The sequence below is a fragment of the Comamonas sp. Y33R10-2 genome (genome assembly GCF_019355935.1).
Taxonomy (GTDB): domain Bacteria; phylum Pseudomonadota; class Gammaproteobacteria; order Burkholderiales; family Burkholderiaceae_C; genus Comamonas.
The window spans coordinates 1,664,885-1,680,433 of the sequence record NZ_CP079925.1; the positions used below are offsets into that span (position 1 = coordinate 1,664,885).

At 52.5% G+C, this 15,549-nt stretch carries 16 protein-coding genes; 7 read left to right on the plus strand and 9 right to left on the minus strand.

Features of this window, described 5'->3' with window-relative positions; all coding sequences use genetic code 11:
* Positions 1-129: 129 nt before the first annotated feature.
* The 4 genes from KUF54_RS07515 to KUF54_RS07530 form a co-directional block, all read right to left on the minus strand.
* Positions 130-1,146, minus strand: a complete 1,017-nt coding sequence (locus tag KUF54_RS07515; protein WP_219346012.1) for an NADP-dependent oxidoreductase — start codon at positions 1,144-1,146, stop codon at positions 130-132.
* 156 nt (positions 1,147-1,302) lie between these two features.
* Positions 1,303-1,725, minus strand: coding sequence for a PaaI family thioesterase (locus tag KUF54_RS07520; protein ID WP_219346013.1), 423 nt, complete (start codon positions 1,723-1,725; stop codon positions 1,303-1,305).
* 136 nt (positions 1,726-1,861) lie between these two features.
* On the minus strand, positions 1,862-2,653 hold the full coding sequence (locus tag KUF54_RS07525; protein ID WP_219346314.1) for an SDR family oxidoreductase: 792 nt from the start codon (positions 2,651-2,653) through the stop codon (positions 1,862-1,864).
* Between the two features lie 150 nt (positions 2,654-2,803).
* Positions 2,804-3,538 carry a methylated-DNA--[protein]-cysteine S-methyltransferase gene (locus KUF54_RS07530; RefSeq protein ID WP_219346014.1) on the minus strand — a complete coding sequence of 245 codons (735 nt, stop codon included), beginning with the start codon at positions 3,536-3,538 and terminating at the stop codon, positions 2,804-2,806.
* A gap of 131 nt (positions 3,539-3,669) precedes the next feature.
* Here KUF54_RS07530 and KUF54_RS07535 point away from each other — a divergent pair, with 131 nt between their 5' ends.
* The 3 genes from KUF54_RS07535 (at position 3,670) to KUF54_RS07545 (ending at position 5,966) form a co-directional block, all read left to right on the plus strand.
* Positions 3,670-3,975 (plus strand): hypothetical protein, encoded by a 306-nt coding sequence (locus tag KUF54_RS07535; protein ID WP_219346315.1) that lies wholly within the window; start codon positions 3,670-3,672, stop codon positions 3,973-3,975.
* A gap of 177 nt (positions 3,976-4,152) precedes the next feature.
* Entirely contained in the window at positions 4,153-5,106 is a 954-nt protein-coding gene (locus tag KUF54_RS07540; RefSeq protein ID WP_219346015.1) for a class I SAM-dependent methyltransferase, read from the plus strand.
* A gap of 713 nt (positions 5,107-5,819) precedes the next feature.
* A complete protein-coding gene (locus tag KUF54_RS07545; RefSeq protein ID WP_219346460.1) occupies positions 5,820-5,966 on the plus strand; it encodes a hypothetical protein in 147 nt (48 codons plus the stop codon).
* A 155-nt stretch (positions 5,967-6,121) separates the two neighbouring features.
* Here KUF54_RS07545 and KUF54_RS07550 read toward each other — a convergent pair whose 3' ends face one another.
* Entirely contained in the window at positions 6,122-6,448 is a 327-nt protein-coding gene (locus tag KUF54_RS07550) for a hypothetical protein (protein WP_219346016.1), read from the minus strand.
* A 523-nt stretch (positions 6,449-6,971) separates the two neighbouring features.
* Between KUF54_RS07550 and KUF54_RS07555 the strand changes: the two genes are divergently transcribed.
* Genes KUF54_RS07555 through KUF54_RS07570 form a run of 4 tightly spaced genes read left to right on the plus strand, consistent with a single transcriptional unit; the run spans position 6,972 to position 10,596 of the window.
* Positions 6,972-7,244, plus strand: a complete 273-nt coding sequence (locus KUF54_RS07555) for a hypothetical protein (RefSeq protein WP_219346017.1) — start codon at positions 6,972-6,974, stop codon at positions 7,242-7,244.
* A gap of 29 nt (positions 7,245-7,273) precedes the next feature.
* Complete coding sequence (locus KUF54_RS07560) at positions 7,274-8,002, plus strand: phospholipase D family protein (RefSeq protein ID WP_219346018.1); 729 nt, start codon at positions 7,274-7,276, stop codon at positions 8,000-8,002.
* An 11-nt stretch (positions 8,003-8,013) separates the two neighbouring features.
* Positions 8,014-9,510 (plus strand): AAA family ATPase, encoded by a 1,497-nt coding sequence (locus tag KUF54_RS07565; protein ID WP_219346019.1) that lies wholly within the window; start codon positions 8,014-8,016, stop codon positions 9,508-9,510.
* On the plus strand, positions 9,511-10,596 hold the full coding sequence (locus KUF54_RS07570) for a hypothetical protein (RefSeq protein ID WP_219346020.1): 1,086 nt from the start codon (positions 9,511-9,513) through the stop codon (positions 10,594-10,596). It begins immediately after the preceding gene.
* 241 nt (positions 10,597-10,837) lie between these two features.
* Here the strand turns inward: KUF54_RS07570 and KUF54_RS07575 are convergent, their stop codons facing one another.
* From KUF54_RS07575 to KUF54_RS07590, 4 genes are all read right to left on the minus strand, one after another.
* Entirely contained in the window at positions 10,838-10,975 is a 138-nt protein-coding gene (locus KUF54_RS07575) for a hypothetical protein (protein WP_255576379.1), read from the minus strand.
* 151 nt (positions 10,976-11,126) lie between these two features.
* On the minus strand, positions 11,127-12,545 hold the full coding sequence (locus tag KUF54_RS07580) for a Fic family protein (protein ID WP_219346021.1): 1,419 nt from the start codon (positions 12,543-12,545) through the stop codon (positions 11,127-11,129).
* Between the two features lie 140 nt (positions 12,546-12,685).
* Complete coding sequence (lpdA, locus tag KUF54_RS07585; RefSeq protein WP_219346022.1) at positions 12,686-14,512, minus strand: dihydrolipoyl dehydrogenase; 1,827 nt, start codon at positions 14,510-14,512, stop codon at positions 12,686-12,688.
* Positions 14,513-14,618: 106 nt separating this feature from the next.
* Positions 14,619-15,497: a hypothetical protein gene (locus tag KUF54_RS07590; RefSeq protein WP_219346023.1), complete on the minus strand. Its 879-nt coding sequence runs from the start codon at positions 15,495-15,497 to the stop codon at positions 14,619-14,621.
* Positions 15,498-15,549: the final 52 nt, after the last annotated feature.

Here is a 15,549-nt window from a genome sequence, read left to right on the forward strand (position 1 = left end):
GTCAGCGATGCCAAGCAAGAGCCGCCTCGCGGCGAAGGCATCGTCCCCCTTCCCTAGCGCACAGCGCGTAGAGAAGCGCATAAAGAAAGGGGAAGGCGTGGAACCGCCTAGGTGTAACGCCTCAGGGGGTTAGATCAACTTCACCAGTTGCTTGCCAAAGTTCTTGCCCTTGAGCAAGCCCAGAAATGCGCCGGGCGCAGCCGCCAGACCCTGGGCAATCGTCTCGCGCGGCTTGAGCTTGCCAGCGGCAACCAAACCACCCAACTCGGTTAACGCCTCGGCCCAGACCTCCATATGCTCGCTGACGATAAAGCCTTCTAGCTTGATGCGGTTGACCAGCAGCAGGGCCGGGTTGGTCAGCGGCAAGGGCTGGCCGTCGTAGCCCGCAATCATTCCGCATAGGGCCACACGCGCAAAAGCGTTGGTGCGCAGCAGCACAGCATCGAAGATATAGCCGCCTACGTTTTCAAAATAGCCGTCAATGCCGTTCGGGCAGGCATCTTTCAAGGCTTTGGCCATGGTCTTGGCGTCCGGGTGCTCGCGGTAGTCGATACAGGCGTCAAAACCCAGCTCTTGCACGGCATAACGACATTTTTCAACCCCGCCTGCAATCCCCACCACGCGGCAGCCGCGTGCTTTGGCCAGTGCTGTAAAGGCACTGCCCACGGCGCCGGTCGCGGCGCTAACCACCATGGTCTCGCCCGCCTTGGGATTGATGATTTTGACCAAGCCATACCAAGCCGTCACACCGGGCATGCCCACGGCGCCCAGATAGTAAGAGAGAGGCACATGGGTGGTATCGACCTTGCGCAGCGCACCGGGAATATTTGGGTTAACCAGCGAATACTCCTGCCAGCCGCCCATGCCCACCACCTTATCGCCCACCTGAAACTTGGGATGGCGGCTTTGCACAATCTCGCCCACCGTGCCGCCTTGCATCACCTCGCCCAGCGCCTGCGGCTGGGCATAGCTTTTGGAGTCATTCATGCGGCCACGCATATAGGGGTCAAGGCTCATAAAGTGATGGCGCACCAGCACTTCGCCCTCACCCGCCTCTGGCAGCGGGGACTGCACCAGCTTGAAATTGCTCTCTACCGCTTCGCCCTGTGGGCGGTTATCCAGAAGAATTTGCTGATTGACCGTCATGATCTGTCTCCTTAATGAATTTCCGTCTGAACTTCAATTTTTATAGCTACCAGTGCTTGATATTCATAACACTGGAAGATCATTTCATCGCAAGCCAAGATAGATCAGACACTAGCTGCTCTTTAAACAAGAGCATAAGGAGCAGTTGCCCGCCCCTTAATCAGTGGCCTGAGGGTGCAAGCTGCCATCTTCTTTGACCTTGCGCTTCATATATTTAAAAGTGCCCGTGGCCTGTACGCATAGCCGCCCTTCTTGGTCATAAACACGACTTTCGGTAAACGCCATAGAGCCTGTGCGGTGCAATAACTGCCCCTTGCCCACCAGCGGTCCGTTGGCCGCCTGCATAAAAGAAGTCTTCATCTCAATGGTCAGAGCACCTTGCTCAAAGTCCACGCTGCGTGCCGCCATCGCCATGGTCACATCCATCAGCGTCATCAAAGCGCCGCCATGAACAATCGCAAAAGAATTCAAATGCTCAGCGCGCGGTGCGTAGTGCAGCTCTGACTCGCCGCTTTCCGCTTTCACGAGGACAAAGCCCAACTCATGCACAAAAGGAATATCAGGACCGAATGACAACACCGCAAGACCTCTCAGAAAAGTGAAGCGCCGCCAGCACAGGTAACTGACGGCAGCAAAGCCGTCAATGTAAGCGCGCCGCAGTCACTCAATCGGCAGCGTGGCACAAAAACACGGCTTCACTGGCTGTGCGCTTTAGCTAGCCGCCGACCAGCGCGCTCACACCGCCATCCACCGCCATCCACTGACCGGTGATGTGCTTGCCCGCATCGCTGGCGTACAGAAGCGTCAGGCCCTTTAAATCTTCATCGTCGCCCAGACGGCGCAGCGGCGCATGGGACTTCATCTCATCCTCGCCCAGCGTCTCGATCAAGATGGCAGCCATCTTGGTTTTGAAAAAGCCCGGGCAGATTGCGTTGACGGTGATGCCATGCTCGCCCCACTCACCCGCCAGCGCGCGGGTGAAGTTAATCACCGCTCCCTTGGAGGTGTTGTAGGCAATCGTTTTCATGCCCGAAGGGTTGCCGCCCAGCCCGGCAATCGACGCCAAATTGATGATGCGACCACTCTTGCGCTCCAGCATGGACAGGCGGGCAATGCGCTGGCTGAGCAAAAAGTAGCCGCGCACATTCAGGTTCATCACCTTGTCCCATGCAGACGTGGGGTGGTCCTCCGCAGGCGAGCCCCAACTGGCGCCCGCGTTGTTAATCAAAATGTCTACATGGCCCAGGCGCTTGACTGCCTCATTGGCCAGCCGGTCAATATCCGCTTCATCAGAGCAGTCCGCCGCAATCCAGTCCGCCTCAATACCTGCTGCCTTGAGTTCAGCCGCAGCCTCTTGCAAATCCTTGGCCTTGCGCGACGTCAGCAGGACCTTGGCCCCCGCCTCGCCCAGCGCATGCGCCATTTGCAGACCCAAGCCCCGCGAGCCACCGGTCACCAAAGCCGTCTTGCCAGAGAGATCGAAAAGTTGCTGCACCGTTCTTGTCATTGCCATGTCTCCTGCTTGTTATCAAGAATCAAAAACTACGCCCTATGTTCGCTGTGCGCCAGCATGGGTGACTCCATAGATTGTGCGGGGGCCAACGCGCTGGCTTGTCGCCTGCGTGTCGGTGCTGTCCCGCAAGTGGCAGCCTGCAAGCTAGGCAGCGAAAAGTGATCGGGTTCCACCCCAAGCACCGCCCTCAATCTCCAGCATCTGCAGCTTGGTGACCGCGCCCTGCCCGCCTGAAAAGCCGCCCGTCTTGCCACCCGCCGCCAGCACCCGGTGGCAAGGAACAATCGGCGCAAACGGATTAGCCCCCAGCGCCTGCCCCACGGCCCGCGCAGCCCCGGGCCTGCCCAAAGCATTCGCGATTTCGCCATACGTTGCGGTCTGACCCGGCTTGATCGCACGGGTCATGGCATAGACCCGCGCATGAAATTCAGGCACGGCAAATTCATCCAACTCAATCCACTCCAGCGCAGGTAAAAGCTTGCTGTCATGGGCGAGATCCGCCGCGCTAGTTTGATAGTCATGGCGCATATCGCCCAAGATACCCAACGCCGCATTGGCAGCAGAGACATCAGCCCAGTTTTTGTCGAACCCGGCATTGCTTCCCGCCAGCAAAACCTGCACGTCCGCCATAGCCTGCCGTGCAAATGCAGGTAACTCAGCTACAGCAGTCAGCGCCCCATAAGCGGCAGGCCCGAGCTGAGGCTGCAAGGCATGGCGTTTGTGCAGGCCTAGCAACATGCGCTCACGCGTTTCAGCGCCAGTCGCTTCTGGCAGTTGCACCGCGCAAATGGCGCGCTCATTCCAGGCCATACCGCACACGCCAATGCGCGTCACAAACAAGGCATGAGCAGAGAACGGCAACGGTGCAGCTTGATTCATAGTGGCTCAGTCTACGCGCTAGCCACTGAGCATCGAACACTTGTCGTTTTGCAAAATTTCTTTGACACCTGTATACAACAACAGTTGTTTTCTGTATATTTAAACAGTCATAACACAGTGGATATATGGACATGCAAGAAGCCCATTTCACCGTCGCCCTCTGCGACTACCCAGAGCTGCCAGAAGACAAGCGCCAACAAGCCGAAGCGCGCTATGCCCGCGTGCTGGCACGCCAGCTCGGTGGGGAAGATCAAGTCAGTGAGGCACTTTCTCTGGTGCAAGGGCTGGAAGACATGCCGCCCGAAGAAATCACCGAAGAAGCCAAGCTCACCTTCAGCCGCTGGATGAAGGCCGCACGCGCCGCCGCAGAAGCGGGCCTGCAAGGCATTGGCGGCACAGAGACCTGCTTTTTTGATGTGCGGCGGGTTTATCACTAATGAACTACTGATCTGCCATCGATCTGCGCCTGTGCATCTTTGACGCGCTGACCCATTTGGCAGATCGCCCAGCATCGCGCCTGAGCCATTCGTCAGGGGCATCTTCAAAGCCGCTCACGCAGCCCTACTGACGCACCTACACTTGCGGCTTGTTTTATCGCGGACCTGATTTCCCCCATGCAAGCCCTGTTAGATGCCATTGCCCAAATGCCTTTCTGCACCGATGCCCAGCGCGTCTTTCACGGTCGAGGCGGGCTTTATCCGGGCTGCGAACAAATCTCTCTGGATGCCTTTCCGCCCGTCATCTTGCTGACCAGCTTTGCGCCAATGGATGAAGCGCAGCTAAGCGTCATTGGGCTGGCACTGGAGCAACGCTGGCAACAAATTGCCCCAGCCGAGCAGCCCTTGGTCTGGGCCTTTCAAACCCGCGAAAGCGGTGGCCGGGTTGAAACACGCATCATGGCCGGCGAGCTGCCCGAGCCCCATGTGGTGACCGAGAGCGCTGCCAAATACCTCATCCATATCGCACGCGGGCAAAACCACGGCCTGTTCCTAGACATGGCCGCCGGCCGCGACTGGGTGCGTCAGCAAGTTCTGGCCCACGCCCGGCCCGAGCGCATGAAGGTGCTCAACCTCTTTGCCTATACCTGCGCCTTCTCCGTCGTCGCCAAACTCGCTGGCGCCGGGCAAGTGCTCAACATGGACATGAGCAAAAGCGCACTGGCCACAGGCCAGCACAACCACCAAATCAACGGCGTCAAGGCCGGGGCCAGCTTTGCCGCCCACGACATCTTCAGCAGCTGGGGCAAGATCAATCGCAGCGGCCCTTACGACCTCATCATCGCGGACCCGCCCAGCTACCAAAAAGGCAGCTTTATCGCCACCAAAGACTACGCTCGCCTGATGCGCCGCCTGCCCGACCTGCTGGTGCCAGAAGGCCAAGTGCTGCTGTGCCTGAATGCCCCCGAGCTAGGCACAGACTTTCTGCGCGAGCAGATGAGCGAGATTGCGGCTGAGCTGAAGTTTGTGGAACGTCTGGCCAACCCGCCCGTATTTGCCGATGTGAATGAGGAATGCAGCCTGAAAGTGCTGGTGTATCGCGCACCGGGACTTGACGCAGCTGCGGCTTAAAAATTTGTCCCGCGCCTAATTTTTGTGGCTGCTTGGCTGTATCGTAGGGCAAAAAAGATAGCTATTAGTGAAGGATGCATAAGCACTAGAGGCTGATTTAGCTTGTTTTTTCCCCATGCTTGATTAACGGACAGAAGCCGGGTTTCGCCCCGGCAGGCAACCTACTTTCTGCTGCCAGAAAGTAGGCAAAGAGCTGCACCCCTACTACCCACGACCCTCCGGCTACGCCTGCGGGCAACCTGCGCCGTCAAGCTCTTGGGGCTGTGCGGCCCAACTCACTGCGTGCTGGCGCACTCCGTTCAAACAAACGGCCGCAAGTCAGATGACGATGCAGTTGCACTCTGCGGTGCAACTGCCAGCCCCAAGAACTTGCCGTCACAGGCGTGGGCACAAGGGGCCAAGATACCGAATGCGAGATAGCTTCTTTATCAAATTGATAGCAGCCACCCATTTCAGGGCCTTGACTAGAGGCTTATTTCGTCACAAATCAGGCATGCCGTCCGCTCCTGGCTTCCACCCCCGTGTGTCTGCGCCTGCAGCAGGCTAGACCAAAAGCTCACCACCCTCCCCAAAGAAGGCTCTCTGCTGGGCGGCAATTGCCGCATGTAAGCCTTTGGCAGCCTGCGCGGTGTAAATGCGCAGCTCATCACGCTGGCGCTGCTGGCTTAGTCGCAGGTGGAATTCAATTGGAAAAGCAATTGAGTTGCGGCGAAATGGACTGCCTACTCGAAGCGGTGGCGGTAAACATGCTGGCAGGTATCACCGGTTCATCCTCCGGCGGCCTCAGCATTGCACTACAGACGCTGGGCGCGGACTACAAGACCAACCAAGGCCCCGTCATATTGCAATCGGCGTTTTGATAGAAACGCGTAACGCTTCGGCATTTCTCCGGCACATGCGGGCATATGCGGGCACAGCCATGCCTTACAAAGCAGCGTTCCTACTGCTTTTTATATGAAAATATGACTCTGATGCTTGCACTACAAGCACAAGCAGCTATCAAAACTGATACCCCTTAGCCTGGCAGCAGCCACCACACTGCGCCTGCGGCCGTCACCAGCCACATCGCACCCAATGCCACTTTGATCGACCTCGGCTGAGCACGCAGTTTCTTGACGTACAGCCACGCACACAGCGCCAAGGCCGCAAAAGCGATGCTGGGCGCATAAAACAAAATGACGGCAAAGCCCTCGATCCCTGAAGATTGCCCGTCAGCCTCCCAACTCAACACCCATGCCAGTGGCAGACTGCTGCAGAGCGCCATCGCTAAAGCAGACAGCGCATAGGCAAAACCCAGCCACCGGGCATGGCTGCGAGAGGGGGTAGCGAAAGGTTTTGTCATCGCCCGCAAGCCTACCTTGATTTCGCCGCCCTCCAAGGCATGCCGCCAGCATGCTGCGTGCAGCGCTATCAATTGCACGATCAACTCCACCGCCGCACGGATGGCAAACCCACGCTGCGTTTTTGCGAAGCAAATTGCCAACTTCGCATCGATGCAATGCATTGATTCATTTAAGAAAAATGGATTTTTTCCGCAAACATTGCCAAGCTCCATGCGAACCATGAATGTGCAGCTTTCAGCATCCAAATGGACTGCAGTGCATGTTCAGCTGGAACAGCCTGCTCACATTTCTAAACCAATCCTTGCGCAAACTGCCACGTTTTGAGCTGGCTAGGCCGTACTGCAGGCAACGCTGCCGCAGGACAGCGTTGCTTCGTGCTCTGACTTGCCGCCGTTTGTCTGAGCGAAGCGGCAAAGCCGCGCAGTGAGTTGGGCGGCATCGCAGTCTGAATTGCGTGACGCAGGTTTGCCCGAAGCGAAGTGAAACGTAGCGTAGGGACGCAGACAGTAGGGGCGTGTTCTTTTGCCTTCTTTGCTTGCACGAGCAAGAAAACCTGCAAAGCAGGTTTCGCTAAAAGAAGGTCGCCTGCCGGGGCGAGACCCGGCCTCTGTCGCTGGCGACGATATATCACTGAAAAATATAAAAAATTCGACTTTAGCCTTTATGTTGAAAGGACTAGAAGCTATCAAATTTGATAATTATTTCATTCTTATGAAAACAACAAAATATTTATCCGACTTGATTTTTAAACAAATTGTTTCAGAAAAAGGCACGTTGCTTTTAGACTCAAAGTAGGAGATATCTTGCAAAGCGCTTGAAACAATATGGCCAAATTTTTAAATACGTCAGCGACCAATTACTTCCTTGAAGAACTGATCAAAACCGCCAAAGACAGGCTGGTGCTCATCAGCCCCTTTCTCAAGCTCAATGACCGCATCAGGGAACTGCTGGAAGACAAAAACCGCCTGAAGATTGATGTGCGCATCGTCTACGGTAAAAGCGAGCTGCAACCGCAGGAGATTGAATGGCTCAAGGCGCAAAGCTATATCCGCACCAGCTTTTGCAAAAACCTGCATGCCAAGTGCTACCTGAATGAAGAAAACGCCATCGTCACCAGCTTGAACCTGTACGAGTTCAGCCAGATCAATAACAACGAAATGGGCATTCTCATCCGCCGCGATGACGATGCTGAACTCTACAAAGACACTTACGAAGAAGCCCAACGCATCATTCGCATCAGCGATGAAGTGCGCATCAGCATGGAACGGGTCAGCACCTCAGAGGCTGAATCTGCCCCCGCCAGTGATAGCGCAGAAAGCGACGATGCAGAAGCGAGCAGCAACGGCACGCAAAAACTCTCCACGTCCAAGATCGCAGCAAAACACGGCATGAAAACTGCGGAGTGGCTGGCCAAGGCTGTAGAAGCCAAATTGCTGACGGCAGAAGGTGATCGACATTACCTCACACCTGCGGCCAAGCAAGCGGGGATTGAGTTTGTGGCTAAGTCGAGGTTTGGACCTTATTTTTTGTGGCCGATCGATTTTAATTACTGAATATTTAAAATATGAAATCTCTAAGAATAGAAAATCTAAAAGGCTTAAAGGACACTGGATCAATAATAATTAATCCAATCACTTTATTAATAGGACAAAATAGTTATGGAAAAAGCAGCTTACTGAGAAGCTTCCCCCTATTCAAACAAAGTTCTGATTCAAAAATAATGGGAACAGTTTTATGGTCTGGCAAATATGTTGACTATGGAAGTTTTATCGAATCTTTAAATAAAGATGCTCGAAATGAAAATGACAACGAGATACGATTCACGTTTGAAATTGAAACTCCAAGCGGCCTACTAAGATCAAACCAAGATGCCAAAGGATTAATAACCATTAAAATAAATCTTCATGGTAATGAGTATGAAGAAGAAAGCTATACCACAGTTATTTATGAAATATATAACAACATAATTAAATTTAAATTTGATTCAGCATCAAATATTAAAGAGTTAATAATTAACAATCAAGACTATACTAAAATAACTTTAGACAATTATAAAACATTCAAAGCGTACACGATACTCCCATTTTTATTTAAATATAGCGACAAGCCATTAAATAATAGCAATAGCGCTTACTTCAACACGCTTGAAAAATATGTCCACCACAGGACATCAAACAATACTATAAGAAGAATTATTAATGACATCCCATTTTCAAGCGATGAAAATATCAAAAGATATTTAACGAACAAAAATTTAGTTGGAGAATACGCTGCACCTAGACTCAAAAATTTAAAATCAACCGACAAAGATTTTCAAATTATTAAAAATGAAATTATTTTTCTTAATTTAAGAAAAATTACCGAAACAATATCTGAGAACTTAACCTCTTATTTCGTCTACTCGAAATACATAACACCACTTAGAGCAGCTGCCGATCGCTATTATCGAATAAAAAATATTTCAATTGATGAATTGGACCCAAATGGTAGCAATCTAGCGATGTTTCTATACTCAAAAAAACCAGCTGAGATAGAATCAATAAATAATTGGCTAGAAGAATCTGTCGGTTTTAAAATTGCTATATCTCCATACCAAGGACATGTATCAATTCATATACATGATGAAACTTATCAAGAAAAAATTAATATTGCAGACACTGGCTTTGGAATATCTCAAATATTACCAATCCTTATTGAAATATGGCAATTAACTCATAATAAAATTAGACGCCCATCTATATTCTCCAAAAGTACCATCGTTGTTATTGAACAGCCCGAGCTTCATCTTCACCCAAGAATGCAATACAAAGTTGGAGTATTATTTTGCAAAGCAATTCGCTTAGCGAAATTAAATGATATTGATTTAAAACTCATACTAGAAACTCACAGCAAAGAAATTGTAGACTCTATCGGAAAATCAATCGAAGATGAGACTATCGATCACAATGAAGTTGGGATTTATATAGTTGATAAAAAGCAAAATCCAAATGTAATTAAGTCGAAATTTGATAGTGATGGATATCTAGTTAATTGGCCTTATGGTTTTTTTAATGGATCTTAAATGCTATTTTATATTTCCTATAAATTTGCCAATGCACTTTCAACTTGTTCAGACTGCCAAGATGTTCTATCCCAACTGATTGACTCAAGAAAATCTGGAACTCATTTGATTTATGCAAACAAAAAATCCAGTAATTTAATATTAAATTTCCTGAGTGCAAATAATAAAAGACATTACGAGCTATTTAATAATATTAGTAAATTATTCATAGAAAAAAAATCACTCATAAGAAAGCTCGAAAAATTTATTTATCTAACTGACAATTCAAATAATATAATCAAATCATTAAGTAGGATACTTATAATTCCAGCTTCTATAGCTAATAATTCTCAAATAACCTACCCCACTTTATTTCTTGGAGAAAACATTAATGACTGTAATTTCTATGCTTTAAAAATAGCAAAAAACTACAAAAAGACCATCTCTCCTGAATTACATAACTTATCTATAAATTCGCGAAGATTCGAAGGAGGTGGAGGTAGTTGCACTCATGTTCCATATGGAAGATATAAGAGCAATAAGATTGATCTTTGTCTTTGCATAGCCGATTCAGACAGAAGCTACCCTTCAGCAAATCTTGGCAATACAGCGAACCTCATTCTTGCACAAGATAAATTATATGAAAACCAATTATGTGATTTTCATATAATTGATTTCTACAGTGCAGAAAATCTTATACCAATTGAAATAACTTTAAAAATCAATACTGAAGGAAAAAGTCAACAGCAATTAGATTTACTTGATGAATATAAAAAAATAAGGTCTATTAATGAATGGCGGTATTTGCCAATGAAAAAAGGCTTTAATTGTCAAGAAATTCGCGAGTCAAAAGCAACAAGTACTTTTTGGAAACGTAATTTATCTCGAACAGGAGTTAATTTAAATTGCTGCTTAGACGAAGAATGTCAGAATGTAATTCTGCCGAGCGTCAGTGATAAGACATTAATTAAGTCAATTTCAGTCCCCGGTTCTGATTGGGAATATTATTTAAATTCAGAAAAAAATAAAAGCATTATGAAATCTTACGAAAAATTAACAAACACGATTATCAGTTGGCTTTGTGCAGGAAGTCCAATCAGAACATAATCAATTATCAATTTCTCATTTACAATATCTATACTTAACACTCGATATAAAATTATTTGCATGAAAAAGGCATTCAAAAGACTGCCTTTTTTGAATGAGTTCAGATACTTGATTGCTTAACACTGGCGATAATCCCGTGCAAGAGTCATGCACCACTTCCACCGCCATGCCAATGGATTCCCTAAGCGTTAGCTGGGGATGAATGATCTTGCCAATTCATCAGCACACCAACCGCCCCCACTCACTCCGCCGAATCCGCCTCAGCCTCCGGAAACAAAAACCGCAGCGCATCAGTGGCCATGCGGTCGCCCATACCCAGCATGCGGGCCATGAACTGCACCTGATCGAGGCAGATATCCAGCGTACATAGTCGGCCCAAGCGATGAGCGCCTGCTCGCTTAAGTTGCCGCGCCCGTCCAGATCAGCACGCTGGAAACTATTGCCAAGTCTTCAAACAGGATGAAATATTAGTCAAAACAGCCTGTAGCGGAGGTAACTCATAGGCAAGCAGCTATTAAAAATGAAATTCGCTACTGCTGCCAAGCCTTCAACTCGCTAGGCCGCAAGCCATAGCGGGCCAGCACGCCTTCGTGCAAGCGGCGCAGCTCATCCAAGATCAGCGCTTTGACTTCTGCGCGCTGTTCGGGTGGAACAATGGCTTGTATCGCTTGCTCAACTAGCGCAACCCCATCAGCTTGGGGCTGTTTGACTACGGCTTTTACGGTGTCTTTGATGAGGGTGCGGTACGTCAGCCGCAATGGATCAGGTTCGGCCAAGGTTTGGCGAATGGCTGTGTATTCCTGCGTGCTGCGCTCATAGGCCCAGATAAACAGGTCGCGCAGCATCTCCACCCGGCCCATTTCATAGATACCGAGCATGGCTTGGGCATAGGTGTCGGCAGGCACATCCACAAAGGTCAACGGGCACAGGTTGGCGCGAAACAGCGGCGCATTGGCCGCCAAGCGTGAGACGCGTTTGTTGATATCCGCAAACGGCTGCAGGTACGGCATATGCACCATCATGAAAAACGCCTGCTCGAACGGGTCTTGTATCTGGTTGACCTTGCCCAAAATCACGTTGAGCAACTCATCGAGCACTTGAGGCGTACTAATGGGGCGGTACACGCTGCCTGTAATGTCTACGGCGTGCTGGCGCACCCGGCCTTCGTCGGCAGGGTTGGGCAGCAAGTTTTCGGCCAGCGCGGCGTGCAGGTTCATGAGCAGGTAGCGGCTCCACAGCGGCTCGCCGGGCTGCAAGGTGCTGGCACTGTCCACCAGCAACTCAATGGCGGCTTTATGGTTCAAGATCATCTGCGTCTCGATACGGGCCTTCCCCTGCGCGGCCGTGCCCTCTTCAATCAGATGGCGGGTATCAAGGCGCGAGTAGGTATTGCCCTCCATTTGGCTGGAGGCCCAAGACAGGTCTATCAGCAGCCGGTTGAGCACAGCTCGGCTGTAAGTGCCCGCAGGCGCGGCTGCATCGGGGGTGCGCCCCATGGCGTGGAGCTGGCGGCGCACGGTCTCTGGCAGGTAAAAGCGGTGGTTGGGCTGGTAGCCCTCCAGCAAGTCGCGCTGATAGCCCACGGGTTTGCGCAGCGTCAGCGGCTGCTGGATGTAGTCGCGCACCTCTTGGGCATCAGGGGCAAGCTTCAAATGCGCTACGCCCTTGGCACTATGCAAGGTTTCTGCCGCCATAGCGGGCACCGCCACGGACTGCACCGGCGGCTTGACGCGATAACGGCGCCCTCGCCCTTCCCCCAAGGACACGATGTACCCATCCGTCACCCATTGCGCCAACCAACGCTGCATGGTGCGACGCGATAGCTGTGGCAATTGCGCCAATAATTGCGCCACAGATACCCCCAATGCGCCTGCATCTCCTATTTTTTGAAGCAGAGACGCCTCATCAGCACTCAGGTTTGCGGTATATGGCGTGATTTCTATGGACATGATGGCGCAATTATGCAGCAGTCATGGCGCAATTAAAATAAATGCGCCATATTGCAAAATAATTGCGCCATTTAGCCGTTCCATCAGACAACAAAAAGGCAGCCCGGAGGCTGCCTATGCTGTTAGCAAGCGTAGAAAACTTACTTGCGTACGGGTGGCACGTCCGTGCAAGAGCCGTGCGCCACTTCTGCCGCCATGCCGATGGACTCGCCAAGGGTCGGGTGGGGGTGGATGGTCTTGCCGATATCGACAGTGTCCGCGCCCATTTCAATGGCCAGAGCAATCTCGCCAATCATGTCCCCAGCGTGCGTGCCGACCATGCCGCCGCCCAAGATACGGCCGTGGCCGTGGGCCTCGGGTCTGTCATCAAATAGCAGCTTGGTAAAGCCTTCGTCGCGGCCGTTGGCAATGGCGCGGCCAGATGCGGCCCAAGGGAACAGGCCCTTCTTGACCTTGATGCCTTGCGCCTTGGCTTGGTCTTCGGTCAGGCCGACCCAAGCGACTTCAGGGTCGGTGTAGGCCACGCTTGGAATTACGCGGGCGTTGAAGGCGGCAGCTGCCAGCTCCTTATTGCCTTGCAATTCACCGGCGATGACTTCAGCGGCCACATGCGCTTCGTGCACGGCCTTGTGCGCCAGCATGGGCTGACCCACCACATCGCCAATGGCGAAGATGTTGGGCACGTTGGTGCGCATCTGAATGTCCACGTCGATAAAGCCGCGGTCAGTCACAGCCACGCCGGCTTTTTCGGCGCTGATCTTCTTGCCATTGGGCGTGCGGCCCACGGCTTGCAAGACCAGATCGTAGGTTTGCGGCTCAGGCACGGTGACGCCATCTTTGGCGGGCGCGAACGAGACCTTGATGCCTTCGGGCGTTGCTTCAGCACCCACGGTCTTGGTGTTGACCATGATGTTGTCAAAGCGCGGCGCGTTCATCTTTTGCCAGACCTTGACCAAGTCGCGGTCAGCGCCTTGCATCAGGCCGTCCATCATTTCCACCACGTCAAGGCGTGCGCCCAGCGTGCTGTAAACGGTACCCATTTCCAGACCAATGATGCCGCCGCCCAGAATCAGCATGCGCTTGGGCACATTTTTGAGGTCCAGCGCGCCGGTTGAATCCACCACGCGGGGGTCCTTGGGCATGAAGGGCAGATGCACGGCTTGCGAGCCCGCAGCAATGATGGCGTTCTTGAACTGAACGACCTTTTTGCTGCCGGTCTTGTCTTGGCCTTCACCCGTGGTTTCTTCCACTTCAAGGTGGTTGGCAGAGACAAAATTGCCGTAGCCACGCACGATGGTGACCTTGCGCATCTTGGCCATCTGGCCCAGACCGCCGGTCAGCTTGCTGATGACTTTTTCTTTGTGGCCGCGCAGTTGGTCGATGTTGACCTCAGGAGCAGCAAACTTGATGCCAGCCACTTCCAGGTGTTTGACTTCGTCCATCACGGCAGCCACGTGCAGCAGCGCCTTGGAGGGGATGCAACCCACGTTCAGGCACACGCCGCCCAGCGTCTTGTAACGCTCAACCAGAATGACTTTCAGGCCCAGATCGGCAGCGCGGAAGGCTGCGGAGTAGCCGCCGGGGCCACCGCCGATGACGACGACGTCGCAGTCCATGTCCACGGTGCCGGCAAAGTTGCTGGCCACGGGGGCAGGAGCAGCAGCCACTGGAGCTGCCACAGGTGCGAGAGCGGCTGCGGCGGGCGCTGCGGCAGGAGCGGCTGCACCGGCAGTGGCTTCCAGCGAGATGATGACGGAGCCTTCGGCAACCTTGTCACCGACCTTGACCAGAATGGCCTTGACCACGCCAGCGTGGCTGGAAGGGATCTCCATGGAGGCTTTGTCAGACTCCACGGTCAACAGCGATTGGTCCACGGCCACGGTGTCACCGGGCTGAACCAGCAGTTCGATCACGCCAACTTCGGCGAAGTCGCCAATGTTAGGTACCTTGATATCGATGAGGCTCATATGCGCTCCTATCTTGGTTTTTGTCTCGGTACGGCCTGAGGTCTTGTCGCTCGGGCCGCTGAAAACGGTTTATCTGGTCGGTGAAGCTGGTGTCTAAAACAGGACTTCAGCTCCAGTCAAAGGTCTGCACAACGGTGCGGCTTTGCGGCTCATAGAACAGCAATATTTCGCAGTCGTGGGCGGTGAACTCGTTGGCGTAGGTGCTGGCAATGAATACAAAAGGTGCACCGGTTTCCGGGTGGATGGGGTGAATGCCATCGCCTGTGCCGATGTCGCTGAGCAGCGCATCGGTCACATTGCTCCAGTTGCCGCCCCAGGAGGGGCCGCCCAGCACACCCAGCAGATAACGCCCACTGGTCGAGTCATAGCAGTCCGTGCCCGGTTCATACAAAGGCAGCTTGGCCACTTCAGCCGCATCATCCCAAGGTTTGGCAGGGTTCCAGCCGTTGGCTTGAAAGTCTTGCTTGGCTTGGTTGTAGATGGCGTGCTGGGTGGCGTAATGCAGCTCCATCACGTCGCGCCACGAGTATTTAGCCTCGTGATGCAGCGCAAACGGCGGCTCTGCGCCCAGCTTGACCAGCTCGCGGTGCTCAGTGCGCACCTCGCGCCAGTCCAGCGACTTTTCCGTCCAGTCGGCACGCTCGGGTTGCTCCAGCATGAAGTAGCGCCAGTCGCCCAGCAGCTCGTACTTGCCTTCGGCGTTCAGCTGAAAAGCCAGCCAGTTGGGTTTGAGCAAAGTGGTGTCAAACGCCCCTGCGCTCCACTCGCCCACCACACCCTCTGCAGGTTCACAGGGGGCTACAAGGTGTATCGGCCCGCTCCAGGCATCGTCAAGCATGGCAAGGTCGATCGTCACCAGCGGCAGAAAATGCCGCGCGTACTTCTCGACCGGTTCGGCAAACACATCGGCCACCGCCGGGAAAGGCGTAAGACCGGGTATGACACCGCGTACATGCTCGATGGGATGCTGTCTCAGGTTCTTCATCTCAAGGGCAAAAGTGGGTTGAAGGAAGGACTGCTACTCAAAAACCATAGCT

Bases quoted from the DNA above. Each gene is read 5' to 3' on its own strand.
- KUF54_RS07515 (WP_219346012.1), bottom strand. From the start codon at position 1,146: ATGACGGTCAATCAGCAAATTCTTCTGGATAACCGCCCACAGGGCGAA.
- KUF54_RS07525 (WP_219346314.1), bottom strand. From the start codon at position 2,653: ATGACAAGAACGGTGCAGCAACTTTTCGATCTCTCTGGCAAGACGGCT.
- KUF54_RS07530 (WP_219346014.1), bottom strand. From the start codon at position 3,538: ATGAATCAAGCTGCACCGTTGCCGTTCTCTGCTCATGCCTTGTTTGTG.
- KUF54_RS07535 (WP_219346315.1), top strand. From the start codon at position 3,670: ATGCAAGAAGCCCATTTCACCGTCGCCCTCTGCGACTACCCAGAGCTG.
- KUF54_RS07540 (WP_219346015.1), top strand. From the start codon at position 4,153: ATGCAAGCCCTGTTAGATGCCATTGCCCAAATGCCTTTCTGCACCGAT.
- KUF54_RS07545 (WP_219346460.1), top strand. From the start codon at position 5,820: ATGGACTGCCTACTCGAAGCGGTGGCGGTAAACATGCTGGCAGGTATC.
- KUF54_RS07550 (WP_219346016.1), bottom strand. From the start codon at position 6,448: ATGACAAAACCTTTCGCTACCCCCTCTCGCAGCCATGCCCGGTGGCTG.
- KUF54_RS07560 (WP_219346018.1), top strand. From the start codon at position 7,274: ATGGCCAAATTTTTAAATACGTCAGCGACCAATTACTTCCTTGAAGAA.
- KUF54_RS07565 (WP_219346019.1), top strand. From the start codon at position 8,014: ATGAAATCTCTAAGAATAGAAAATCTAAAAGGCTTAAAGGACACTGGA.
- KUF54_RS07570 (WP_219346020.1), top strand. From the start codon at position 9,511: ATGCTATTTTATATTTCCTATAAATTTGCCAATGCACTTTCAACTTGT.
- KUF54_RS07580 (WP_219346021.1), bottom strand. From the start codon at position 12,545: ATGTCCATAGAAATCACGCCATATACCGCAAACCTGAGTGCTGATGAG.
- lpdA (WP_219346022.1), bottom strand. From the start codon at position 14,512: ATGAGCCTCATCGATATCAAGGTACCTAACATTGGCGACTTCGCCGAA.
- KUF54_RS07590 (WP_219346023.1), bottom strand. From the start codon at position 15,497: ATGAAGAACCTGAGACAGCATCCCATCGAGCATGTACGCGGTGTCATA.